At 50.7% G+C, this 25,708-nt stretch carries 15 protein-coding genes and 1 pseudogene; 11 read left to right on the forward strand and 5 right to left on the reverse strand.

Translation table 11 applies throughout. The features are described 5' to 3' along the window. The first annotated feature begins 2 nt into the window (after positions 1-2). From DO97_RS09435 to DO97_RS09455, 5 genes are all read left to right on the forward strand, one after another. Positions 3-1,253 (forward strand): efflux RND transporter periplasmic adaptor subunit, encoded by a 1,251-nt coding sequence (locus DO97_RS09435; RefSeq protein WP_036532826.1) that lies wholly within the window; start codon positions 3-5, stop codon positions 1,251-1,253. Positions 1,254-1,265: 12 nt separating this feature from the next. Then, positions 1,266-4,460 carry an efflux RND transporter permease subunit gene (locus DO97_RS09440; protein WP_072016410.1) on the forward strand — a complete coding sequence of 1,065 codons (3,195 nt, stop codon included), beginning with the start codon at positions 1,266-1,268 and terminating at the stop codon, positions 4,458-4,460. Positions 4,461-4,638: 178 nt separating this feature from the next. After that, positions 4,639-4,965: a hypothetical protein gene (locus tag DO97_RS09445; protein ID WP_052128573.1), complete on the forward strand. Its 327-nt coding sequence runs from the start codon at positions 4,639-4,641 to the stop codon at positions 4,963-4,965. A gap of 55 nt (positions 4,966-5,020) precedes the next feature. Continuing rightward, positions 5,021-6,379, forward strand: coding sequence for a hypothetical protein (locus DO97_RS09450; RefSeq protein ID WP_036532828.1), 1,359 nt, complete (start codon positions 5,021-5,023; stop codon positions 6,377-6,379). Next, positions 6,376-7,044: a potassium channel family protein gene (locus tag DO97_RS09455; RefSeq protein WP_036532830.1), complete on the forward strand. Its 669-nt coding sequence runs from the start codon at positions 6,376-6,378 to the stop codon at positions 7,042-7,044. Before DO97_RS09450 ends, DO97_RS09455 begins: the two co-directional genes overlap by 4 nt. An 82-nt stretch (positions 7,045-7,126) precedes the next feature. Here DO97_RS09455 and DO97_RS09460 read toward each other — a convergent pair. After that, positions 7,127-7,432, reverse strand: a pseudogene (locus DO97_RS09460) (alpha-hydroxy-acid oxidizing protein); the annotation flags it as partial. A 332-nt stretch (positions 7,433-7,764) separates the two neighbouring features. Here DO97_RS09460 and secA point away from each other — a divergent pair. Then, positions 7,765-10,533 (forward strand): preprotein translocase subunit SecA, encoded by a 2,769-nt coding sequence (gene secA / locus DO97_RS09465; RefSeq protein WP_036532835.1) that lies wholly within the window; start codon positions 7,765-7,767, stop codon positions 10,531-10,533. A 13-nt stretch (positions 10,534-10,546) separates the two neighbouring features. Here secA and DO97_RS20905 read toward each other — a convergent pair whose 3' ends face one another. Beyond that, the gene (locus DO97_RS20905; RefSeq protein ID WP_052128574.1) at positions 10,547-13,930 is read right to left on the reverse strand and encodes a PAS domain S-box protein; all 3,384 of its coding nucleotides are present in this window, start codon (positions 13,928-13,930) and stop codon (positions 10,547-10,549) included. A 510-nt stretch (positions 13,931-14,440) separates the two neighbouring features. Between DO97_RS20905 and DO97_RS20910 the strand changes: the two genes are divergently transcribed. Next, positions 14,441-16,111: a glycosyltransferase family protein gene (locus DO97_RS20910; RefSeq protein ID WP_052128575.1), complete on the forward strand. Its 1,671-nt coding sequence runs from the start codon at positions 14,441-14,443 to the stop codon at positions 16,109-16,111. Between the two features lie 12 nt (positions 16,112-16,123). On the opposite strand, the gene dcd is transcribed toward DO97_RS20910, so the two are convergent. Next, complete coding sequence (dcd, locus tag DO97_RS09485) at positions 16,124-16,723, reverse strand: dCTP deaminase (protein WP_036532871.1); 600 nt, start codon at positions 16,721-16,723, stop codon at positions 16,124-16,126. 352 nt (positions 16,724-17,075) lie between these two features. Between dcd and DO97_RS22125 the strand changes: the two genes are divergently transcribed. From DO97_RS22125 to DO97_RS09500, 4 genes are all read left to right on the forward strand, one after another. After that, complete coding sequence (locus DO97_RS22125) at positions 17,076-17,225, forward strand: isochorismate synthase (protein ID WP_072016411.1); 150 nt, start codon at positions 17,076-17,078, stop codon at positions 17,223-17,225. 165 nt (positions 17,226-17,390) lie between these two features. Beyond that, the gene (locus DO97_RS09490; protein WP_052128576.1) at positions 17,391-20,051 is read left to right on the forward strand and encodes an O-antigen ligase family protein; all 2,661 of its coding nucleotides are present in this window, start codon (positions 17,391-17,393) and stop codon (positions 20,049-20,051) included. A gap of 99 nt (positions 20,052-20,150) precedes the next feature. Further along, complete coding sequence (locus tag DO97_RS20915) at positions 20,151-20,855, forward strand: class I SAM-dependent methyltransferase (RefSeq protein ID WP_052128577.1); 705 nt, start codon at positions 20,151-20,153, stop codon at positions 20,853-20,855. 239 nt (positions 20,856-21,094) lie between these two features. Further along, positions 21,095-22,954, forward strand: a complete 1,860-nt coding sequence (locus DO97_RS09500; protein WP_156120508.1) for an O-linked N-acetylglucosamine transferase, SPINDLY family protein — start codon at positions 21,095-21,097, stop codon at positions 22,952-22,954. A gap of 133 nt (positions 22,955-23,087) precedes the next feature. On the opposite strand, the gene bioD is transcribed toward DO97_RS09500, so the two are convergent. Then, complete coding sequence (gene bioD / locus DO97_RS09505) at positions 23,088-23,774, reverse strand: dethiobiotin synthase (protein ID WP_036532837.1); 687 nt, start codon at positions 23,772-23,774, stop codon at positions 23,088-23,090. Positions 23,775-23,792: 18 nt separating this feature from the next. After that, positions 23,793-25,706: a serine/threonine-protein kinase gene (locus tag DO97_RS09510; RefSeq protein WP_036532839.1), complete on the reverse strand. Its 1,914-nt coding sequence runs from the start codon at positions 25,704-25,706 to the stop codon at positions 23,793-23,795. Between the last annotated feature and the right edge of the window lie 2 nt (positions 25,707-25,708).

A 25,708-nucleotide genomic window follows, 5' to 3' on the forward strand; every position in this document is an offset into this window, starting at 1 on the left:
CTATGCGAAGAAATAACGGCTTTCTCTCAGGGAGATTGCTGAGCCTAGCACTGCTGGTTGCTACTCTGGCAACATCCTGCCAGGGTAAACCCCAAACCTCTGCGGCTCCCCCTGCCCTGCCGGTGAAATTACAATTGATTGAGCCGAACCAGGTTGAGGATAGTACTGAATATGTGGGTAGCTTACAAGCTGTCGAGACCGTGGAGCTGAGGCCCGAAATTGAGGGTCGGATTACTGCGGTTGCCGTCAAATATGGGCAATTAGTCAAGCCTGGAGATCTGATCTTCCAACTCCAGCCTGATCAGACCGTACCCCAATTATCCAGTGCGATCGCCAATGCCAATGCCTTCAATGCTAATGTCAAAACGGCTCAGGCTAACCTGCTAGTGGCGCGGGCAAATGTGGTCAAGGCTCAGGCAAATTTGGAGCTGCAGCAGGTCAACTATAGGCGGGTCAAATTGATGGTGGCTGAGGGTGTCCAACCTCAGGTTGATCTAGATGAGCAAACGAAATCTCTGGAAGAGGCGATCGCCACCCTGAAGGCAGATCAGGAGTCCGTCAGAGCAGCTCAATCTGCGGTTGCACAAGCCAAAGCAGATCTTCGCAATGCTCAATCAGCGGTGGTAACTGCGGTCGTACCCGTGCAGTTTAAATCGGTGCGATCGCCCATTGTTGGCATTGTTGGCAACATCAACCTCAAGGTGGGAGACTACGTTAACACCGGACAGTCCCTGACCACGATTACCCAAAATAATCTTCTGGATTTGTTGATATCTATTCCATCCAGTCGCGCTCCTCAAGTCAGGACAGGAATTACGGTTGAGTTACTTGAACCTAAAACCAATGAAGTCCTTTCCACAGGGGAAATTTTCTTTATTTCACCTCAAGTCAACTCGGGGGCTCAGTCCATTACCACCCGTGCGCGCTTTCCCAACCCCACCGGAAAACTCCGAAACGGTCAGTATGTCAAGGCCAGGGTGATTTGGAGCCGAAAACCTGGTGTTTTGATCCCCGCGACTGCAATTTCTCAGATCGCCGGCGAGAACTTTGTCTTTATTGCTCAGAACGGATCCTGTAAAAAGGGAGATCCACCAACAGAGGCGACTAAGATTGTCTGCCAACGACTCGTGCAATTAGGTACGGTTCAAGGGCAGAGCTATCAGGTATTAGAGGGGCTGAAAGCTGGGGATACTATCGCTGTGTCAGGTATTCTCAATTTAAGAAATGGCGTTGCAATCAAACCAGAGTCGTAGGAGTATCCCTGAATGGTGATGTTATCTATTGCCACCAATTTCATCAAGCGCCCGGTTCTGGCAACAGTTTGTACCTTGTTGATCCTGCTAGCTGGATCGGTATGTATACCCCTATTGCCAATTAGCTACTTGCCCCCCCTGACTCCGGTGACTGTCCAGGTGTCTGCCACATTAACAGGGGGAGATGCCTTAACCGTCGAAAATACTGTCACTACTCCCTTGGAGCGGCAGATCAATGGAGCTACCAACATGGAGTATATGACCTCCAGTAGCACCGCCACTGGCCAGTCCTTAATTACTGCCTATTTCAGCCCCAATCAAGATCAGAGCTTAGCTCAAGTGGATGTGCAAAACCGGGTGGGTATTGCCTCCCCCTTGCTTCCCACCCAAGTCCAACAACAGGGTGTGAGTATCCAGAAAACCTCGCCTGCCATTCTCTTGGCCGTTGGCATCTATTCCCCCGACGATTCCCTAAGCCCCAAATTTATCAGTAACTACGTTGACCTCTACATCAACGACGAAATTAACCGCATTCCCGGAATAGCTTTGGTTACTTACAGTGGCCAACTTCTCTATGCAATGCGGATCTGGCTAGATCCCAATGCCCTTGCGGGGGTTGAGTTAACAGCTCAGGATGTGATCACTAAAGTCCAACAACAAAACCCTTTGGTAGGGTTAGGTGGCTTAGGTCAACCGCCGACTCCTGATAGCCAGACCTTCCTGTTCACGATCCCATCTAACACCCAATTAACTGATGTTAAAGATTTTGAAAACCTCGTCCTCAAAGTAAAACCCAATGGAGACCTTGTAAAGCTTAAGGATGTTGGTCGAGCCGAACTTGGAGCGCAGAACTATACAAGTGGTGCTTATATTAATGGCCACGCAGGTGAGACAATGCTGATTTTCCAAGCAGCTACAGCGAATGCCTTAGATGTAGCCAATGCTGTCAAGGAGAAGTTGGCAGAATTGCAGCAGAACTTTCCTCCTGGACTCGTAGCTGAACCGGTTTTTGATACTACCTTATTTGTCAATGCTTCCACCAAGGATGTGTTAGTGACCTTGGCTGAGGCAATTGGGTTGGTTGTATTAGTGATCTTTGTATTTTTACAGGACTGGCGAGCTTTGGTAGTCCCGGTGATTGCAATACCAGTGTCCTTGATTGGAGCCCTAGCGATCGCCTTTGTGTTTGGGTTTTCTCTAAATACTCTGACCATGCTGGGTTTGGTTCTAGCCACAGGGCTTGTTGTTGACGATGGGATCGTCGTAGTTGAGGCTATCGCTGAAAAGGTGGAAAACGGCATCCCCCCTCGCCAAGCAGCTATTGAAGCCATGAATGAGCTAACTGGGGCGGTGATCAGTACCTCTTTGGTTCTGATGGCCGTGTTCGTGCCCGTTGCATTTTTCCCCGGTACCACCGGGCGAATTTATCAACAATTTGCTCTCACTATTGCCTTTTCCATTGCTGTCTCCACCTTTAATGCCCTAAGTTTTAGCCCTAGTATCGGTGGTATTTTACTTCGGCGAAGAGAACATGAAATGGGGGGACCCCTGGGCTGGTTCTTTAGGGGTTTTAACCAAGGATTTGATTGGTTCAAAGATCACTACATTTCCTTAGTTGAATTTCTGATTCGGATTCGCTATCTAGTACTTGTTTTTTTTGGGATCGGTTTAGCTGCAACCTTTTTTCTTTTTAAGACACTCCCAGGTGGATTTGTTCCTCAGGAAGATCAAGGGGTGTTTTTGGGGATCATTAATGCTCCTCCCGGTGTTTCCCTAACCTACACGAATAAAGTAGCGGATCAGATTTGGGAGAAATTGAAGAACTATGAGGAAATAGAATATGTGACGGTTCTACCCGGCAATAGCAACCAAGGGAGTATCCCCAACGTTGGCACCATGTATGCCTCCTTAAAACCCTGGGAAGAGCGCACAAAACCAGACCAGCAAATCGATGGTTTGCTGCGTCGGGTGAATCAAGACTTTGCCTCTATCACTGATGCTCGGGTGGTTGCAGTGAATTTGCCGGCCATTTTAGGTTTGGGAAACTATGGCGGAAATGAGTTTCAGTTTCAAGATCGCACAGGTGGCAAATTGACCTTCGATCAATTTTTGGAAAATGCCGCCTCTATTATTGCTACAGCTAATAAGGAGCCCATTTTTAATATCAGAGGTAGGGGTACTGTATTTTCACCCACTCCACCTAGCGCTCCTCAAATAGAAATTGATATTGATCGCGATCGCCTTGAGGCTCTTAATGTCAATTTTAACGATGCTGTGACCACCCTGGGAACCTATTTGGGTTCTAACTTTGTCAGTCAGTTCTCCTATGGCCCCCGGTATTATCAGATTTATGTCCAGGCGGATGCTCAGTTTCGGGATTCTCCAGAGGATATTGGGCAAATCTATGTCCGTTCCCAAGATAACCAGATGGTGGCATTGTCGGAATTGGTAACCATAAAGAGAACCAGTGGTCCCCAGGTGATTAACCATTTCAATATTTACCGTTCCGCTGATATTGTTAGCACTCCGGCACCGGGCTTCAGTTCTGGGCAAGGCATTCAGGCAATGCTAGAGGCCAATAAGGAAGCTGCTATTCCTGGGACTGGTTATGAGTGGTTTGGGCCTGCTAGAGAGGAACTCACAGCGGGTGGATTGGGCCCAATTATCTTTGGCTTAGGGCTGATAGTTGTCTTTCTTGTTTTGTCAGCTCAGTACGAAAGTTATGTTGATCCAGCCATAATTATGCTTACAGTGCCGTTGGCAATGCTTGGGGCATTGGGGTTCACTATGGCTAGAGGGCTAGTAAACAATGTTTACTGCCAAATTGCGCTGATCATGCTGATTGGTTTAGCGAGTAAGAACGCAATTTTGATTGTGGAGTTGGCTAACCAATCCCTGTCTCGGGGAATGAATTATACCCAAGCAGTGGTTCATGCCTGTCGTGAAAGAGTACGCCCGATTTTAATGACAGCCTTGTCTGGGTTGGCAGGTTTCTTTCCGCTGCTAGTGGCCTCAGGAGCAGGGGCAAATTCCAGATGGTCAGTAGGCTATGCTGTATTTGGTGGGTTGTTCGTTGCAACATTCTTGAGCTTGCTACTGGTACCCGTTTTGTATGTGGTGATCAAGAACCTTGCAGAGCAGTTATTTTCTGGCCCCCCTTCTCAACCACCCAGCTTGCCCCCATCCCCTGAGGCTCCTCCTTCTTAACTAGAAGTTCTGATGGGGTCTAGTAATCACCACCTAGATTTCAACGTGATACCTTGAGCTCAAGAGTTGGAACCATTGTTACCCAATGAATCGAAATATTACGGGAGTTGAAATTTACTCTGATCCCAGCATGACCCTTGAGAAGATGGGGATGTGAGCCTTTAAAGGGGGCACGGTAATGAACTATAAATGTGTGGCCTGTTCAGCTTTGATTGTTGCAGCTGCGGGGGCGTTAATTGGTCTGGCGATCGCCGAAATTGCCAGCCCGCCTTTTCACAGTCGATTCTACCGGGATCTGCGCCATCGATATTTCTTGATTGGTGCGGGGGCAGGATTACTGTTTGGTGCGGGGCAGGAGTCAGTGCGACAACTGAAGAAACAGCAAGATCAAGAAGAAGCAGCGGAGCGTCTCCGTCAAGATTTGGTGGTTGCTCCCTCTGAACCCCTGACGAAGGCTTCCTTACCCTCTCCAGAGATCGAGGGCAAAGCTGATTCGGCAAGTTGACACGCAGGATCTGGTTTAACATAAAGCCTGAAGTTCTATTGCCGCGCCTGTGACGATGAAAGTCTGGCAATTCCCGATCCATCGGTGGGTGAATCAGATCGCCCTCGATCGCCTAGAAGATGCCTATCAAGGTGCCTTGGTGATCAAAGAAATTGAGGACAAACACTTTGAGGGCGATCGCATCGGTTTGCGGCCAGGGAAGGGCAAAACAGTTTGTGACTACTTTCGTACCCAACTGGAGCGAGAACTTGCCAGAATTCGCCTAAGTCTGACTCAATTTAGGCTGAGTGGTTTTTTCATATCCCGGCCTGCGGGAGAGCTAGGGGTGGCCGCGAGTGATGGGGAGGGAAATGGTGCAGCGCTTGCCTCTACAACCGATCCAGAAACGCTGATTCTGGAAAAACTGACCTTCATTGAGACAGTAGTCTCAAAGTATCGGCAGTCTCAACTGGGAACGAACGCTTCACATAAGCTCTCTACCCCTCCTGATTTCGAGAGCCTAGAGGCGATCACCCCTGAGGTGCTGACACCGATCTCCGCATCCACCGAGGCAACCAACTTCGAACCCGAAAACAAGGCATCGACCCCAAGTATGGTGCCCTTAGAATCAGTCTTGAAACGCATCCACCCCGAACGACCCAATTCATTTTTGGAACGGATGGCTCAGATTGGCAAACAACTCAGCCCTGAGTATGAGCAGGAGGTGATTCGGGAATTACGAGCCCAACGTCAGCAAAACAGAACAGCAATCCGCTGGTTACTATTGCTCCTCATCCTTCCCCTACTGGTGCAGGTCCTCACCCACAACTTAATTTTTGAGCCCCTCTTGAATGCCTATGGCAAGCAGAACTATGCCCAAATTGAGCTGAATGAAGAGATTGTTGAAGAATCTTTGGCAGAGTTTACCCGGCTCAAAGAGACCTTAGAAGTCAAGGAACTACTGGGATTGATTCCCCCTCAGAGCCAATCAGAGCAAGCAGATCACCTCACAGAAGCTGCTAGGGAAATCATGACCAAGGCGCTTTATCGTTCTCTAGATGGCTGGAAAAATCTTCTGTCAGATGGGGTATCGTTGATGGCATTTGCCGGCCTGGTCTATCTGGGGCGCGATAAACTCATGGGCCTCAGACGCTTTTCGAATCAAACCTTCTTGAGTTTGAGTGATCCCGCGAAAGTTTTTTTGTTCATTCTCGTCACTGACATGTTTGTCGGCTTTCACTCGGCGGAGGGGTGGGAAGTCATCTTAGAGGGGACGTTGCGTCATTTCGGTTTGCCGGAAAGCAAGGGATTTATTTACCTTTTCATTGCTACGATTCCGGTGATTATGGATTCCTGTATTAAGTTCTGGATCTTTAATTACCTGACGCGGTTCTCCCCCTCAACCTCCGCTATCTATGAACGGATGAATACATGAAGCTACTCCAGCTGGCAGAGAACAAGTACAATCAGCTGCTATTAACTCTGATTGCCACCTTCTTAGCGGCTCCCTTTTTCACCAATAACCTGATAACTAGCTTGCTATTTCCACTGACTTTATCGGTGGTACTGGTTTTGATTGTCAACCGGATTAAACCAAATCAAGCGGTGTTCAGGCTCTACTTAGTGTTGGCGGGGTTGTCTTTTCTTTTGCAACTCCTGGGGAAGCTGGGACTGATTGGATTCAACCTCAGTAATTCTGGGGTGGTGATCAGCAGTCTCATCTTTCTGTTTCTTCTGGGCATTCCCGTGCGGTTAATTACGCAGGAAATCTTTAATACCCCCAAGGTGGGAGCCGACACCCTCAAAGGTGGAGTCTGTGTTTATATCCTCATTGGGCTCTTTTGGGGAGAGTTATATTTTACGGTTTATTATCTGCATCCTGATGGTTTTAGAGGCGTCTCTGCCTTCCAGAGCTTGTCAGATTTGTTCTACTTTAGTTTCACCACGTTGACTACAGTGGGCTATGGTGACATTACCCCAGCGATCCCAATTACAAGAATCCTGTCGAATCTAGAGGGGATCACTGGATTGATGTATCCAACCATTTTTATCTCTCGACTGGTGAGTTTGTACAGTAGTGAACGGGATACTCCCCCTTAAAGAGGTAGATCCAAAGTTTCCAGAAGCAGACTGGTAAGGTTATTGAAAACGTCGAGATTGTCGCGCCTCTCACGAGCTGTATCTACCAAGTTTGTGCAGCCAGTCGCTGGCACAAACTGGCATCAATATCCGCCAGACAGGGACAGCCACTTAAGGCCATGGCGAGGTCTAGTTCTTGCCGTAATAGCCCCAGAACCCGTTCTACGCCCGCAGATCCACCCACCGCCAGCCCCCAAAGTATAGGTCGCCCCAGCAAAATCGCCTGAGCTCCTAAGGCCAACGCTTTCAGGACATCGGTACCCCGACGAATTCCCCCATCCATCAGGACTTCAACCTCCCCATGAACGGCTGCAACAACCTGCACCAAGGCATCTAGGGTGGCGATCGCAAACAAGATGAAAAACGTCGCTATCGCTTTGAGTTTCAGATGCAAACCTTTGTCTATACAACCGAGTAGCTACTCTAATCGCAGATCTAAAAAGGGTTTCAAGCTTTTATACTCAGCTTTTGTCAGTCAACGAGACCCTATGCTCTGGGAAATGCCCTCCAGGGAATAGATCGTCTTGGAAATTAGTTAAAGCCTTACCCTGAGAGGGTTACAATAAAAAGGCCGAGCCAATCCAGTTTTATTCTTCCAGGCAGTCTACTATAGATAAGCTAGGCCGAATCCCTTCGACCTCATCCTTGATAGCTGCTGAATCATAGGTTTTCCTTCTTGCCATGCTGAAGACTCTGCTGGGTGATCCCAATGCCCGCAAACTCAAGAAATATCAGCCCTATGTGGTTGACATCAATCTCCTGGAAGACGAGATCCAGAAACTATCGGAACAGGAACTGATCGGCAAGACTGCGGAATTTAAGCAGCGTCTTGAGAAAGGAGAGTCTCTGGATGACCTCTTGCCAGAGGCCTTCGCCGTGGTTCGAGAAGCAGGGCAACGGGTATTGGGGATGCGGCACTTTGATGTGCAGTTGTTGGGGGGCATGGTGCTCCATGATGGGCAGATTGCTGAGATGAAAACTGGGGAAGGCAAAACCCTGGTGGCTACCCTACCTGCCTACTTGAATGCCCTATCCGGCAAAGGGGTTCACATTGTTACCGTCAATGACTACCTGGCTCGTCGGGATGCAGAGTGGATGGGACAGGTGCATCGCTATCTCGGACTCAGTGTGGGGCTGATTCAGCAGGGCATGGGGGCCATGGAACGGGAGCGAAATTATGCCTGTGACATTACCTACGCCACGAATAGTGAGTTGGGCTTCGACTATCTGCGGGATAATATGGCAACAGCCATGCCAGATGTCGTACAGCGGCCCTTCAATTTTTGCATTATTGATGAAGTTGATTCGGTGCTGATTGATGAAGCCCGGACACCGCTGATCATTTCCGGTCAGCTAGAGCGCCCCACGGAAAAATATTTGCGCGCCTCAGAAGTCGCCTTTTTGCTGAAGCAGGAAGAGCACTATGAGGTTGATGAAAAAGCGCGTAATGTATTACTCACCGATGAAGGCTTTGAGGCCGCCGAGCAATCCTTGGGGGTACAAGACCTGTTTGACCCTAAAGATCCGTGGGCACACTACATCTTTAACGCTATTAAAGCCAAGGAACTGTTCATTAAAGATGTGAACTACATCATCCGCAACAACGAGATTGTGATTGTGGATGAATTTACAGGACGAGTGATGCCAGGGCGGCGTTGGAGTGATGGCTTACACCAAGCAATTGAGGCCAAGGAACGGGTCGATATCCAGAATGAGACCCAAACCCTGGCAACGATTACCTATCAAAATTTCTTTCTGCTTTACCCCAAGCTGGGGGGAATGACGGGAACTGCTAAAACAGAAGAAGCAGAATTTGAAAAAATCTACAAACTAGAAGTTACTATTATCCCCACCAATCGAACCACCAAGCGCCGGGATCTCTCGGATGTGGTCTATAAAACGGAGGAGGCGAAGTGGCGGGCTGTGGCTCAAGAGTGTTCTGAAATGCACGAACTGGGTCGTCCGGTGCTGGTGGGAACCACCAGTGTCGAGAAATCGGAGGTACTGTCCCGTTTGTTAGCCGAATTGGATGTACCCCATAATTTGCTCAATGCCAAGCCTGAAAATGTGGAGCGGGAGTCGGAAATTATTGCCCAGGCCGGACGCAAGGGAGCCGTTACCATTGCCACCAACATGGCCGGTCGGGGAACGGACATTATTCTCGGGGGCAACGCCGACTACATGGCACGGCTGAAAGTTCGGGAGTATTTCATGCCGCGGATTGTGCAACCCGAGGCAGAAGAGGGCTTCTCAGTCCTGAAAGTGCCAGGTATGGGAGGCTCCCAAGGGGGACAGGGCTTTGCCACCGATCAAAAAGTCAAGACCTGGAAGGCCTCACCGCAGATTTTTCCCACAGCGCTGGTTCCGGACACTGAGAAGCTGCTGAAGGCGGCGGTAGATTTTGCTGTGAAGCAGTATGGCGAGCGATCGCTCCCGGAACTGGAAGCGGAGGATCGGGTGGCGGTGGCAGCAGAGAAAGCACCGACGACAGACCCGGTGATTGAAAAACTCAGAGAGGTTTATAAGTGTATCCACCAGGAATATGAAACCTTTACCAGTCAAGAACATAGAGATGTTGTACAGCTGGGGGGACTGCATGTAATTGGAACTGAACGCCATGAGTCCCGTCGCATTGACAACCAACTGCGAGGTCGTTCGGGGCGGCAGGGTGACCCTGGTACCACGAAGTTCTTCCTAAGTTTGCAGGATAACCTGCTGCGAATCTTTGGGGGCGATCGCGTTGCGGGTTTGATGAGTGCCTTCCGCGTCGAAGAGGATATGCCCATTGAGTCAGGTATGCTTACCCGTTCCCTTGAGGGAGCCCAGAAAAAAGTCGAAACTTACTACTACGACATCCGTAAACAGGTGTTTGAGTACGACGAGGTGATGAACAACCAACGTCGTGCTATCTACGCAGAACGGCGGCGCGTATTAGAAGGTCAAGACCTGAAGGAACAGGTGATCAAATATGCCGAGCTAACCATGGATGACATTGTGGAGGCCTATGTAAATCCCGATCTCCCCCCCGAAGAATGGGATCTGGGAAACATGGTAAATAAGGTCAAGGAGTTTGTCTATCTCCTTCAGGATCTGGAACCGGATCAAATGGAAGATTTGAACATGAGTGAGCTTAAAATCTTCCTCCATGAGCAGGTGCGGATTGCCTATGACCTGAAGGAGGCGCAAGTCGATCAAATCCAGGCCGGACTAATGCGGCAGGCAGAACGCTTTTTTATCCTGCAACAGATCGACACCCTCTGGCGGGAACACCTGCAACAAATGGATGCCCTGCGGGATGCCGTGGGTCTGCGAGGTTACGGTCAAAAAGACCCGCTGATTGAGTACAAGAGTGAGGGCTATGAACTGTTCTTGCAGATGATGACGGATATTCGCCGGAATGTCGTCTATTCCCTGTTCCAGTTTGAACCTCAGGTGCAGCAACCCGTCTAGTAATCGTGAACCCCTAACGACTAGCTGGGGGACGACTGCCTAGGGATGCCACTGCACGGTTGAGGGTCTGTTGCAGTGCCTCCATTCTCAGGGGTTTACTGAGATAGTCATCCATCCCCGCAGCAAAACAGCGATCGCGGTCTTCCTGCATCGCATTAGCGGTCAAGGCAATAATCAAAGGGCACTGCCCAGGGTTCTGCTGCTGTCGGATTTGACGCGTCGCTTCTAGACCATCCATTTCTGGCATTTGTACATCCATCAAAATGATGTCGTAGGGAGATGCCGCCAAGGCCGAGAGTACTTCGAGTCCATTTTTTGCCAGATCTGCGGTATAATCCAATTTCTCTAACATTCGTAGCCCCAGTTTTTGATTTACGGGATTATCCTCGGCGAGCAGCAGTCGCAAGCTGGATGCAGCAGTCCCCGTTGGGGAGGTGACGGCAGGCAGACCTTGGGGGAAGACATCTAGAGCCGTTTCAGCAGGGGGCTGGATCAGTACCGGAATCTCAAAGGAGAAGGTGGTCCCGACCCCGAGGACACTACGAACTTGAATCTTGCCCCCCATCAACTGGACAAATTTTTGACTAATGGCCAGCCCCAACCCGGTGCCTTCTTGGGATTGGCGGCCCGCATCTGCCTGGACAAAGGGGGCGAAAATCGTTGATAAATCCTGGAGGCTAATCCCCATTCCAGAGTCTGTGATCTCAAAGCTAATCAGGGGGTGAGGGGGAGACTTCCCAGGGTGGACAGTGCAATCCACTGTTAGGGTCACTGCCCCTGTGGTGGTAAATTTAATCGCATTGCCCAACAGATTAATCAACACCTGACGTAATTTCACCTCATCCGTATGAATTAACTGGGGGACTGTGGGCGATCGCTGGACGCAGAGGGATAAACCCTTAGCCTCTGCCTTGAGCTGCAACATATTCTGCAAACTGGTGAGCAAGTGGTGCAAATCAAAGGTCGTTGAATTTAACGTAATTTGCCCTGACTCAATTTTGGACATTTCCAGGACATCGTTAATTAAGGCCAGCAAATGCTCCCCACTGCGAGTAATGATGGTGAGATGCTCCTGCTGCTCCGGGGTCAGAATGGCTTCGCATTGCATCAACTGGGCAAACCCCAGTACGGCGTTCAGGGGGGTGCGCAGTTCATGGCTCATCCGCGCTAGAAATTCACTTTTGGCATGGTTGGCAGCTTCTGCAGCTTCTTTGGCCTCTTGGAGCGCAACAGTGGCTAATTGTCGTTCGGCTTCCACACGCTGGCGCTCGGCCTCAGAGTACTTTGCGTCGCTGATGTCCTGAAGTTGGGCGATAAAGTACAACGGTTGTTGTTGGGAATTACGAATCAGAGAGACACTGAGATGCACCCAAACCGTCTGCCCCGACTTGTGGAGATAGCGTTGCTCGATATGAAAGTAGTGAATCGCCCCCGCTAAAAGTTGCTGCTGCGGGATCGTCGCGAATTCTCGATCCCCTGGATGGGTAATGTCCTGGAAGTGCAGATTCAACAGTTCTGAAGCCGAATAGCCGACAATCTGACAGACCGAGGCATTAACCCGCAAAATTTTCCCGTCAATGGAAACCAGACACATGCCAATCGCCGCTGTCTCAAAGGCGCTTCTAAACTGATTTTCACTTTGGCGGAGCGCCTCTGTCCGGTGGGCGATTTGGTTCGCCAGGGTGCGATTATAGTCTTCTAGCAGCCGTTGGGTCTGTTTGCGTTCACGAATATCTTGAAACACCACCACCGCATAGATAATTTCTCCGGTGGCATCACGAATGGGAGTTGCCCGCAGTTCAAAGGGAATCACCCGGCCATCATGGCGAAATTCAATGTCCTCAATGATGACGTTTTCACCCCGGAGTGCCCGCAGTGCTGGCAGGTCTTCTAAGGGATAGAGCTGATCGGTACCGATGCGATAGAGGTGGTAGGTATCAGCCAAGTCTGCACCGATCGTCTCAGGAATCACCGATAAGCCCAACAAGTGAGCGGCGGTTTGATTGCAATAGGTCACTTGACCCTCAGTACCATGAACCACAACCCCTATGGGCAATGCTTCTAAAAATTGAGTGAGCCGGTGTTCGCTCTGGGAGAGGGCGCGGTTCAGCAAGGTCATCTGGGAAAACGAGGCTTGCAGTTGGGCCGCCATCTCTTGAAACGATTGGGCTAGCTCCCCCACGGCATCGACTCGCTCCAAGGGTTGGGGATGATGCCATTCCCTTCGGGCAATTTTTTTGGCCGTGGCATTCAGTTGTAAAATCGGCTGGGTAATCCACCGGGCTGTTATCATCCCCCCTGCGATCGCGACCATGAAGGCAATCCCGCACAACACGATCGTGACTTGGGTGTTGGCATAGATATGTCCCATGAAGTCAGACTCTGGAACCACCACCACAATCAGCCAGTCCAGTCCCTGCTGATCCTGCCACGGGGTCACTTGCACAAACTGCCGCCCCCCGGCAAAACGAGGGGTCAGCTGCTGGGACTGCTGAATGGCACCGAGACCGCCAAACTGCTGCACCAAGTATCGAGCCGTGGCTTGGGTCAGGGGATCGGCGCTATCGATGGCTAAGAGTCGGTGGGCTTCTCCGTGGTCAACACTAAAGACTGGGTGCCCACTGGAACCAGCAACCAGGAAACCGTTCCGCTCCACTATAAAGGTGCGACCATGGGAACTGATCTGCAAGCTCCGCAGCATTTCACCGATCTTGGGTAAGAGTAGATCCACGCCAATCACACCCACCAACTGCCCCGTTTTGCCATAGACAGGGTAGCTGGATGAAATGGAGAGCACTTCGGGTTTATCCTGCCACTGGTAAATCTGACTCCAGACGGGGTGACCCGCAGCGACGGCTGCCGTGTACCAGCCTTCCTGGCGGATATCACCGGTGTGATCATCAACCTGAATCAGGTGGGTTCTTCGCCCCTGAGCATCGGTGGTGTAATAGTAAGCCTTAGCCGTTCCTTGCTTCAGCGTGGTCTCAATCCGCTGCAACGTTCCATCCTCTAGGCGTTCCACGCCCGAAAACTCTTTTTGTTGATTTCCAAAGTTGATATAGCCGACATTGAAAATTTGCATCTGCTTCCAGAAGAAGCGTCCCATGGTTTCAAAGTCTTGGAGGTTTAACATCCCCAGTTCAATGGCCTCAAGATTGAGTTGATTAATTTGATGGGGGATGGCCAGGTAGTGATTGAGTTCTTGGTTCACCCGTTCTCCAACGGCAGTACTCAACTGGGTCGCCATTTCATTCACCACCTGTTGCCCATTTTTAAAGGACAGGTACCCCACCAAGCCAACTGCGGCGACAATTTGCAGTACAAAGGGGACGATCAGCACCGCTTGTAGGGGGAACTTGCCAGCAAACCTGGCAATGGAGCGTTGAAAACCGACCATGGACAAAACCTATGGAGCGTTAAACCGAGGGTTACTCAAAAACTCTCTTTGGATCGATGCTACGGCAAGATAGGTCATTTAGGGTTGGCCGAAGAATATTGCCTGATGACCCACATCAGCCTTGAGGCAAGCCTTTAAGGGGCGGATCGGCTCTCGAATTGGTATCCTTGATTTCCTGCAACGTGTTGAATTGCTCAAAAGATTACTCTTAGAGGCATCGGTGGGAAAATCCAATGGGTTTTTAGGGATTTTCCCAGGGATCTATTCATCGACGCGATCGCTCTGATGCTGATCCCAGGGGGTACAATTCAGGAATCCTGAATGTATATGACGACTTCGGTTTCTACACCAGTTTTTGTCGTCAAAAAACTGAGGTTTGCTGGGGAATCAAAGACCAATATGAATGCAGATTAATGCCAAGACTATACAAGTTTTTAAGCATTTTTCAAGAAAATATAATAATTTATTTCTGTTGATTTGACTTGATATTTTCTGCCCCTACTTCAGCCTATGGACACCCAAACCCTGAGCTTTCTTCTGGAGTATTCTCCGACGCCGATTTACCAACGGATTATTCATTGCTATGAGGTGACACTCCGGGAATTAGGATATGGGGTGGTGACGCTGAATCCCGGCGATTATCCCCACCTTCAGGATTATCTGCACGCCATTGCGCACAGTGGAGTAGACGGTTGCTGGATTACCAATTCAGAGGCAAGGTTAGCCTCCTATGTACCGGAGCAGAATCGGTTTTTGTATGAGCTGATTGATCTGCCTCTCATCTTTATTCACCATGACAATCTTTTCGGCAGCTTTAGTGTCTATCGCAATGAAGATCAACGCCTGCCAGCCTTTTATCGCACCCGACAGCGAAGCTGCCACTTTTGCGTCGAAGCATTTAATCTTCAAGACCTGAAAACCTTAGGGATTCGCCAGAGCTATCCCATCCGTCATGCCTCGGAATTCACCTACACGCCACCGGATGCAACTGAGCGCTATCCCCTGTCCTTTGTGGGACATGTGCTGCCGGAGATTGACCCGGAGTATTTCCAACTCCCCGCAGCAACACAACTCCAAGCGGACTTGCAAAAACGCCTCTCCAACTTCGCTACGGAACTCCAATCCTCTGCGATCGCCTATGCTCAACAATCCTGTGAGCAGGCTGAAAACGTCTTTGAGTGGTTAACTGCCAAGTACTACTACATCTTCTTACTAAATCTCCATTCCAATGCCTTCCGGGGAGCTTTGATCCAACGTCTGTGTGCTCCTGAGATCCATATTTTTGGGGGCGACCCTGCTGCTCTCGTTGGCTTAAGCCGCGATCGCCGCCTCTCCTGCCCTGGGGTACGCTATCATCCAGCAACCTGTGATCCTGCGGTCACACAGCAGATCTATGCCAATTCGACAATTAACCTCAACATCACCTCCCTCCAGTTTGATCAGGCCGTGAATAATCGCATCCTTGATGTTGCAGCAGTGGGTGGTTTTGTGCTCACGGATTGGAAATCGGATCTAGAGGAAATGACATCGGTTCATGCCGAAATTTCCTACCGCACGATTGATGAACTCGAAGCTAAAATTGCCTACTACTCCGCCCATGAGGCAGAACGGGCAGAAATTGCTCAGCTGTTTCATAGGGAAGTCAGTCAGCGCTATTCCTACCAAGCAACGGTGATCCAGATACTCTCCCATTTCTTAACCATGCATACCCGTGAACCTAGCCCCTATCGGATCGATTTAGGATGTGGTCCCTTCAAGTCAGCAGGATTTATCGGGGTGGACATTGCTGCTGTCCCTGGCGTTGATGTTGTCGCGGATTTGACCCAGGCGTTTCCTTTTGCCGACAGCAGCATTGATGAAGTCAGAGCCCATGATGTCATTGAACACTTGCCTGACAGTATTCACACCATGAATGAAATTTGGCGAATTTGTAAGCCGGGGGCTACCGTTGATATTCGAGTTCCCTCAACCGAAGGTCGGGGAGCTTTTCAAGATCCGACCCATATTAGCTTTTGGAATCTCGACACCTTTCGGTATTACTGCATCGAGTTCCCAGAGCAGCTAGCACAGGGGCAACACTACGGCTTTCAGGGCGCATTTCAGATTCAAACCTTAACCCAGGAAACATCACCGGGACAGGTGATTCATGTGCTCGCGAAGCTGACCGCTATGAAGCCTTAAGCCAGACAACTATTACACTTTGGCAACAATGACCTCACAGGGTTGATCCTGGTACTTCCCAGAGCGAGCAGCATAGGTGGTCTGACAGGGTTCGCCTTCAAAAAACAACAGCTGGCAGACCCCTTCCCCTGGATAAATCCGACAGTCAGCACTGGAGGCATTGGAAAACTCCAGGGTTAAATGCCCCCGCCACCCCGCTTCAGCAGGGGTAAGATTGGCAATCAGACCCACTCTGGCATAGGTACTCTTGCCAATACAAAGCACCGAAATATTATCGGGAACCTCTAGGCGCTCTAAGGCCACACCAAGACCATAGCTGTGTGCCGGAATAATAAAGTAATCGCCATCCTCATCGGTATGCAAAGGGACAGATTCTAAGTTATGGGGGTTGAAGCGTTTGGGATTCACAACCGTACCGGGAATATGACGAAACACCTTAAACTCGGCAGGTGCTAGACGTAGATCATATCCGTAGGATGAGAGTCCATAACTAATGATCTTGCGGAATTCACCCGTGAGTGCTCCTTCCACTTCCCTGACGAGGTGGGGAACAAAGGGGCTGATCATGCCTTTTGTGGCCTGCTCAATAATCCAGCGATCGTTTTTTAGCATCGGATTGGGCTTAATCAATTAATAATAGAGGGCTTACAGGCGTCTTAATTTTATCAACAAAGCATTTTAGATTTTTATTTCCTGATTTTTATTGCCAAAGGTAAAGTGTAAAGATTAATAGATCATCTGAGAGAAAGTTTGATGGCTCCCAGTATGATGAGATTATCAAAGAATAAAATCAAGTTTTGGGTAGACACAAAAAGCAACTTCAGTTTATTCATCCCTCTAGAGCTTAAGGTGACCCCAGTAACAAAGGCCTAAGGATGGTAAGTGCAGGCAGCTTTAGGTTTTGATTGCCCACTAGGTAAAGTGTTTCAGCTTTAAAACAATTCTAATCCCTGAGGTGAGCATCATGAATATTTCTAGAATGCTTGACACAACCTTGCAGTATCTCTCAGGAGCCATGGCTCGGATATTTGGGCCAACGGACGATAACTACCCTGCCACGGGGGTGCAGCCCTTTGAAGATAAGCTCCGGAAGCGTTCTCGTCGTCGGGATTAGTCCACTGGGGTGACTTGTTTGAATAAAATCAGGGTGGAGATACAGAGATGATTACTCTGTATCTCCACCCTTTTGTTTAGGCTCATTAAATCAGCGATCGCAGGATTTCTGGGAGCACCATCAAGGGGACGTATTATACGGTGATGAGGTTGTAGCCAGAATCCCATGAAATCTCGACGTTTTTCTGCCAAGGGCGATCGCGCCAGCGCTGAGAGCAATCCATCCTCCGAGGGCCGCTTGATCGCTCTCTTAGTAGCTGGGTTTTACGGGTTATTTACCCTTGCACCCGACAGTAGTACCCTAGGCATGACCTGGCCTTGGGTGTTCATTGGGCAGGTAGCTCTACTCTGCCCAATGCTTTGGTGGCTGGCAATCCTCTGGTCACAGCAAAAAATTCAGGGCTTGGGTCGCGGGCTGGACTGGATCACACTTTTAGTCATCCTGGGGTTAGTGGTGTCCAGTGGCTTTGCGGAGTTTCCCCAGCAAGCGCGCTGGTACAGTTGGGGAACCTTGGGCTTCCTCGCAGCTTTGTACGGCCTCAATTCCTGGTTATCCACCCCTGGGCGACGCTATGCTCTCATGATGGGGCAGGGTTGGCTCAGCCTCGCTTTCATCATCGCCAGTCTGTGCCTCTGGACAACGCAAACCCTGTTACCGGAACTCAAGCGCTTAGAGGGTCTGCGCCCCTACGGTGTCGATCTACCCTTCAATTTTGCCGTGCTGGAATTACGGAACTGGGCACCGATTGGCCACCAAAACTATGTGGCAGGCTACCTGTTATTGGCACTTCCCCTTTTCGTCGGACTGAGTATTTTACAAACAGGCTGGCGGCGTTGGCTATGGATTGGGGGAATGGCGCTGGGACTGCTGGATCTCTACACCACAAGTTCCCGAGGGGGCTGGCTGAGTTTGCTGGCCTTACTGCTGATCATCTGGAGCCTTTTACTGTGGCGACAGCCTTTTCCCCACTTCTCACGGCTGTGGTTGGCACTGGCTGGTCTTGGTGGTTGGGTGCTCCTGATTGGCGGATTGATGACCAATAACCGCTTCCAGGCTTTCATCGCTCAATTTTTAGCAGGGCAAAGCAGTGGAGAGTCTACCTACCGACAGATTACTGCCAGCGTTGGCTGGGGGATGGGCCGTACCCATCCCGCCACTGGGGTTGGCTTAGGCGGGGTGCCGTTGCTGTATCAGCATTATCATCCGGTCTGGGCGGGGCGAGAAGCAGAACTCACCCATCAACTACACAATACCCCGGTGCAACTATGGGCTGAGTTGGGGGTCTGGGGAATCCTGGCTCTGGTAGCAGGCAGCCTCTGGTTTCTGTATTGGGGGTGGCAATGGCTGGTGAACCCTTCTGCGCAGGCTATTCCCAAAACGGATCAGGTGCTGTTCTGGAGTGTTTTTGCCGGACTATTTGCCTACGGTCTTAACAGCTGGAGTGACTTTCAACTGAATGTGATCTGCATCAGTGGCCTGTTGACGATCTTCCTCGCAGTCCTGGCAAGCAGTGTCCGTGCCTATCTTCCTGATCTCTCGAACAAGGCAATTCCCCGAACGGTTCCCGCCAAACCTCCGTCGCTAGATCGGCCGTCGGCGATCGCTGCGCAGATTTCCCATCCTCGTGTGGTTCGAGGGGTTACCTTGACGATGGCGGGTCTGATCATCGTCGTCAGTCTGTGGATGATTCCCATCCATCGGGGATGGCAACTCTCTAGCTTGGGGTTTACCGCCTTGAATCGCAGCACCCGTGATCCTGAACAGCAGGTAGCTTTAGTGAAACTGTTTGAACAGCGACTGACACAAGCGGCAGAATTGGTGCCTTGGGAACCTTACTATCCCCTGCAACTGGGCTGGAATTTGGGCAATCTCAGCCTGCAAACCCCCGATTTACAGCGACGGCAAACCCTCACCGATGCCAGCATCGCTTGGCTCCAGCAGGGAACTCAAGTCGCTCCCTTCCAAGAATTTGGTTATACCAATTTAGGTTGGTTGCTCTCCAATCGCGATCCCCAAAGAGCAACGCAACAATTTATCCGAGCAGCACAGTTACTTCCGGCAAAGCGAAGTATTTTCTTTGGGCTGGGTTTTAGCCTCCTGGCTCAGGGAAAGACAGATCTGGCTATTCAGGCATTCAAGCTGGAAGCCCTCCGCGACCCCTTAATGATCACCAGTCCCATTTGGAAACCCTTGGAATTGCAACCGATCTTTCAACAGGTACTGCAGCAAATGCAGATCACCTATTCCCAGCTATTAAAACAGCCCTCACAGCCCCCTGGGTTCATTACCTATCTGCATCAGTGTCGCGGCGGGGTGAGCTGGTGGCAAGGTAAACGAGACGCAGCTCGTCGCGACTGGCAACCCCACGGAACTCAGCTGAGTCGATGGATCTTGCAGCTAGCAGCCCAGAAATCCCCACCATCTTGGAAATTATCCACCAGCGCCAGTGACTTGACCTTAGCAGCCTGGGTTGACCCAAAACATCGCCCTGCACTCTTGCAACGAGCTTGGGTGACGGCGACTCAGACGGTCCCGCCGCCGGAGTTTTTACAGGAACTGGTAACCAGCATGGCGAAGTCCAATAGCATTGACCAGTGGCTCCAGCTTAATGCCCCTGTCCAGCAGTATCGTCGGGCACGCTTGGGGTTTGATGTGGTCAGCGGTCATGGAGATGGGCCGAATCCGGTGGACTTGCTCACAGTGGTCGAAAATGCGGTCATGACAACCTTGATGCCGGAACTCCTGCCATCACCCATTTTTGCCCCGGAGCTTGATCTAGCCTTACAGCCCGAGCGAGACCAGCTACTGAAGCAGATTACTCAGTAGCATGCCCCTAGATGCAGCGCTGCCCCCGCTAAAAATGGGTAAACTACTGCTGGGATAGATCGTTATCGTCGTCATCCGCAGTTTCTGGCAGAGTACCGAATGCAGTCTTACTATGCAACCCGCAAGCTACGTCTGGATTTGGGATGTGGTGGCAGTCGATCGCAAGGATTTGTGGGAGTTGATTGCTATCCAGCCCCAGGGGTTGATATTGTTGCCGACTTAACCCGCACCTTCCCATTTTCAGATTCCTCAGTTGATCAGATCAAAGCCTATAACATAATTGAACATTTGCCCGATCGCATTCACACCATGAATGAGATTTGGCGAGTGTGTAAACCAGGGGCAATCGTAGATATTCTGGTGCCTTCAACGGATGGTCGGGGAGCCTTTCAAGACCCAACCCATATAAGTTTTTGGAATATTAATTCCTTTCTATATTATTGTATTGAATTCCCCCCTTACTTAAGCCTCTGTCATCAGTATGGTTTTCAAGGTACTTTTCAGGCAACTCGCCTAGAGCAAGTTCTCTCTCCGGGTGAAATTATCTATGTCATTGCCCAACTAGTGGTAGTCAAGCAAGGTCAGGGTATCAATGCCGCTCTGCCATTGACCTGTAATGATGCGTTTATTCAAGATCTGTATCAACAATACGCTCAACTCAGCGCCACACAGCACCAGCAGCGACCCATGATACCGCTACATCCACTGCTGCCTTGCCTGGAAGATTATTGGAAAAATCCACTGAATTTAGGTGCACGGGAAACCTTAAAAAAGCGCGTCAGCGAATTGCTCAGCTATTTCTAGATACCCCGCCAGATCAACTTCAGGCTTTATATCAAAGTTTGACCGGAGCCGATCATCAAGCATTATCAACTAGTTTACTAAAGCAAGAACCCCTCACCTTAGAAGAACAACAATTGGCTGATAAGCTCACACAGTCCATCAGAGAGAGATGGCAAGATTCTCCATCATCAATCAACCACTTGTTAGCAGCCACTTTATATCGCTATGCGTATCAACTTCAGCTGCCACTTGATCTCTCAATGATTCCATCTTGGTTTCTCAAAGATTATCTCAAGTTTGTGCTGGCTATTCTGCCTTTCCTAGCAACAAGGGAAGCATTAGATCGCTACTCTCAGCACATTCACAGCTGGATCAACTATTTACACATTAACATTCTCAGCCATCCTGACTCGGATTTTTGGCAAGCAGTCGCCGTGGAATTCACCGAAACAGCCTGTCTCGTGAATTTGTACTTTACAACTGCCAACTTAAAAGGGATCTTCAGTCAACGGGCTGACATTTTAGCATTTACCCTTCAGCAACAAGGCTGTGAGCTCGATTATGAATTCTCAGCCTTTGCTCCGGCGAGAAAGAAGATTCGGCTGGGCATCTTAGCAGAGCATTTTATTAACAAGGCTGAAACCTTTGCAGCCTTACCCTTTTATGAATTTATCAGCCGAGAATTTGAAGTCATCCTCTACGCACTGCATCAAACCCATCATCCCCTAGAGCAGTATTGTCAAAGTTGTGCTAATGCCTTTGTGGAACTCCCCGAAAATCTGCTGGAGCAGGTGAAGATCATCCGGACGGATGATCTGGACTTTCTATTGATTGCCACCAATGTGACCTTGGATGCCCATGGGGTTTCCCGTCTGGCGATGCATCGTCTGGCACGAGTGCAACTGATCAGTGTGGCCTCCGTCATAACGACGGGTTTTCCCCATATTGACTATTACGTATCGAGTCAATTAACAGACCCTGAGGTGGAGGCTCAACAATCGTATCGAGAAACTTTGGTTAGGCTCGATCGTAGCGTTCATTGTTTTAGTTATGGCACTGACGCTGAAATCATTCACCATCGACCCCAGCGATCGCAGTTCAATATTCCAGAAAACGCTGTTGTCTATATTTCAGGTGCTAATTTCTTTAAGCTCACCCCTGAACTATTGGCAACATGGGCTGCGGTAATTGCCAAGGTTCCCGATGCGGTGTTGGTGCTACTCCCCTTTGGGCCTAACTGGTCAGGTAGCTATCCCAAAAAAGCGTTCATTAAAGATGTGCAACAGCAGTTTTCCCAACAGGGGTTGACACCGGAACGGTTGATGATTCTAGATCCACAACCCACACCCAATCGGGCAGACATCAGGGAGTACTACCGCCTTGCGGATATCTATCTGGATTCCTATCCCTTTGCAGGCACCACCTCCCTGATTGAAGCCTTAGAGGTAGGGTTACCCATCCTGACGATCCAGGGATCTTGTTTTCGCTCGGGGATGGGAGCAGCCTTGATGCAAGCTTTAGGGCTTCCTGAGTTGGTTGTGGATAGCGAGAACGCCTATGCAGAGTTGGCGATCGCTCTGGGAACGGATCTGGAACGACGCCAGCATCTAGGTGAGAAAATCCAGGAAAAAATGCAGGAAAATCCCTGTTTTCTCGATAGTCGTGCCTATGGCAGTCAAATTGGTTCGCTGTTGCAGACCTTGCTCTCGGAATATGATCGCAAGACATTAGCGACGCAGCTGAACCTCCGAGAGACTAACTATCTGGCATGCCCAGACTGGCAACAACCAGAAGAGGTTTTACAACAAGATCTTTCCCAGCTCCTCAAAGATCTCATGTCAACGCCAGATCCAACCCAGGTGACCCTCCTCTTAGCCAATACCCAGGTAAGTGAGGAAGATGCCTATCTCTTGCTTTCAGGGGCTGCCATGCAACTGATGATTGAAGCGGGTATCGACATTAGTGATGGTCTTGAAATCACCTTATTGGGGAGTCTGAATCCCCGACACTGGGACGTTTTAGTGCCCTTGATTGCCGGAAGAATGATGCTAGAGCACGAAGACCCTCGGATTTTTACACCCCCTCAAATCAAGCAGATCCCAGTGATCAGCCCCTCGTGAAGCAGCCAGGGTCGTCGTGAGAGTTTTGACGCAGGATATCGATGGTAGCCAGGGTCACAGGCCAGTCCGGCAGATTAGGAGAACATTCAACTGCCAAGCGCTGATGTTGAGAAACTCCATGATTAACCTCGCCCTAAGCACTAAGAGGAAGCAACCGTTCGATGTCTAAATCAGCGGCTGCCTGGGTGAGTTGGGCGAGATTGGTGGGGTCGGTTAGGTGAGGAATACGCCCCAAGATCGGGGTATTGGTCAGGGATTGGATCAGCTTCGTTGGCGTCCAATTGGCTACTTCCGTCTCGGAACAGGGATGCACACAATTGAGGATCATGCCCTTGAGATAGGCATGGGCAACCTGAGCCAGAGCAACATTGGCAACCGCTTGGGAAATCGCCCCCAGTCGCACCGGCACCACCAGTACGGTGGGTAAGCGCCAATCCCAGGCTAGATCGGCCACCGTGGTTTCAGAGGTGAGGGGGCACCCCAGACCTCCCAGGGCTTCCACTAGGACGAAGTCGCAGCGACTGCTCAGGGTTTCAAAGGTTCGCCAGACAATTTCCAGATCGACCCGTCGCCCTTCTTGGGCAGCGGCCAAGGGAGGTGCCAGGGGAGCTTGAAAGTACAAGGGATTAAGTTCTTCCGGGGTTTGGTCTAGTTGGAACAAGCTGCTGTAAAGTTCGCGATCGCCCTGTCCGGTTTGGATCAGCTTCATCACCCCCAAGCGGCGGGGTTGACAGTATCGCTGCCAATAAGCAGCCAGAGCCATTGTTAAGACGGTTTTCCCCGCGTCAGTATCGGTGCCAGTAATCAGGAGTGCGTTCAAGGTAACTCTAAAAGGGAATTAATTCTGAAGACTAATCTCTAGGGTAAAGTCTGTGGGCTGATCGGCGATGATATCAATCAGATAATCGCCGTTGCTGGAGAGTTTCCCCTGCCAGGAGGGTGCTCCCGTAGCACCCGGTATCAGTTGCCCCGAGGTGTCGCGAACTTCCAAGGTCGCAGTCCCTTCTCGGATGTCTAGCTGGAGCATTTGCCCTTCCTGTCCACTCACCCGATAACGCTTGACCCGTTGACGGCTGGTTTGGCCCGATACCTGCGCCGTGTCACCTCCCCCAAACTGGACAGTTGACTCATCGTACTCGACGGCGGGAGGCAGAGACAGGGTAGGGGTTGGGGTGGGGCTTGGGGTGGGACTGGGATCCAGGGGACTGGGGCTAGTGGTCGGAGTCGGGGTGGGCTTGGCTGGATTGCTCAGGTCAATGTTGAGTTGATAGTCGCTTTCGGCAATGCCAGGGGCAGGACTGAGCTGGAGAGAGTATTGCCCCGTCAGGGGCAGGCTGCCCTGCCAATGTCGTACCCCTTCTGCTCGACGGTCTACCAGTTCTTGGTTGGGGTCTAGCAGGGTGATCCGTGCGGCTTTGCCGTCCACCGAAATCTTGAGGATTTGTCCCTTCGTTGCGGTGAACCGATAGATCAGAGGAGCACTTGCCTCTAAGACCCCCTCCTGAGACAACGGTTGCCCTGTCACCAATTCCAAGGGACGGATCTGTACGACGGGGATCACCGATACTGAGGCTTTGGGTGTCAGGGTCGGGAGTGGACTCGCACTATTCATCGGTGTGGGTTGGAGAGTTGGGCTGAGGTTACCCTGGTTGACCAAGGCATTCACTACAGACCAAGACGCATAGCCACTCAACACAGCGACAACGAGACCCGTGGGAATTAGTAACCCAGGATTTTCCCAAAAAGAGCGGCTGGGTAGTGGCACCATCGGATCGGGCGAGTGGGGAACACGATGGCTCTGGGGTAGGGGCTGCGGTCGCCCCCCAACGGCAACGGTCTGGAGATGGGAGAGAGCAGAGTGGGGCGGTTGGGTTCCGTGATTGATGGTGGCCGCTAGGCCATGGGGTACAGCCGTCATCAGGGGTTGAAGCGCTTGAATCACCTCTTGAGCAGAGGGGTAGCGATCGCTGGGTCTTTGGCTGAGCATCCGCGTGAGTACCTGGGTAAATCCGGGCTGGAGCGAAACCAATGCCTGCCAGTGCCAGGTCAGGGTGGTGTCGTCAAACAAATCCTGGGGTTCGTACCCGGTTAGCAACACCACAGCGGTGACCGCGAGGGCGTAGAGGTCACTACTGGGGTAGGTGCGACCCGTTTGCATCTGCTCAATGGGGGCATAGCCCAACTTCCCCACCGTCGTCACCGGGCTATGGCTGTGGGAAAACTGCAGGCGGGTGACCAATTCCTTAACGACCCCAAAGTCAATCAGAACCGGTTTGTGGTCAGCCTCGCGCAGCATCACATTGTCCGGCGCAATATCTCGATGGACTATCCCTTGGCCATGGATATAGACCAACACGGGCAGCAGATCGCGCAATAATTGCAGGACTTCAGCTTCTGAGAACACAAACCCCTGTTGGACGCGATCTTGCAGCAGAGTCCGATAGGTGCTACCAGCCACATAGTCTTGAACCAGGAAAAAACGCCCATCCTGCTCAAATAAAGCCCGAAACTGGGGTACCTGGGGATGCTGAATCTGATAGAGTACCGCCGCTTCTCGTTGGAACAGTTCCTGAGATTTTGCCAGGGAGTAGGTTCCTGATTGCAGGGGAATCCATTCTTTCAGGGCACAGCGTTCCTGGAAGCGCGCCTGATCTTCGGCTAGGTAAGTGCGCCCAAAACCGCCCTGCCCCAGAATTTTTAGCAGGCGATAACGACTCTGTAACAGGGTGCCAGACGGAAGAGAGGGTTGCATGG

This window comes from Neosynechococcus sphagnicola sy1 (genome assembly GCF_000775285.1).
In the GTDB taxonomy this organism is placed as follows: domain Bacteria; phylum Cyanobacteriota; class Cyanobacteriia; order Neosynechococcales; family Neosynechococcaceae; genus Neosynechococcus; species Neosynechococcus sphagnicola.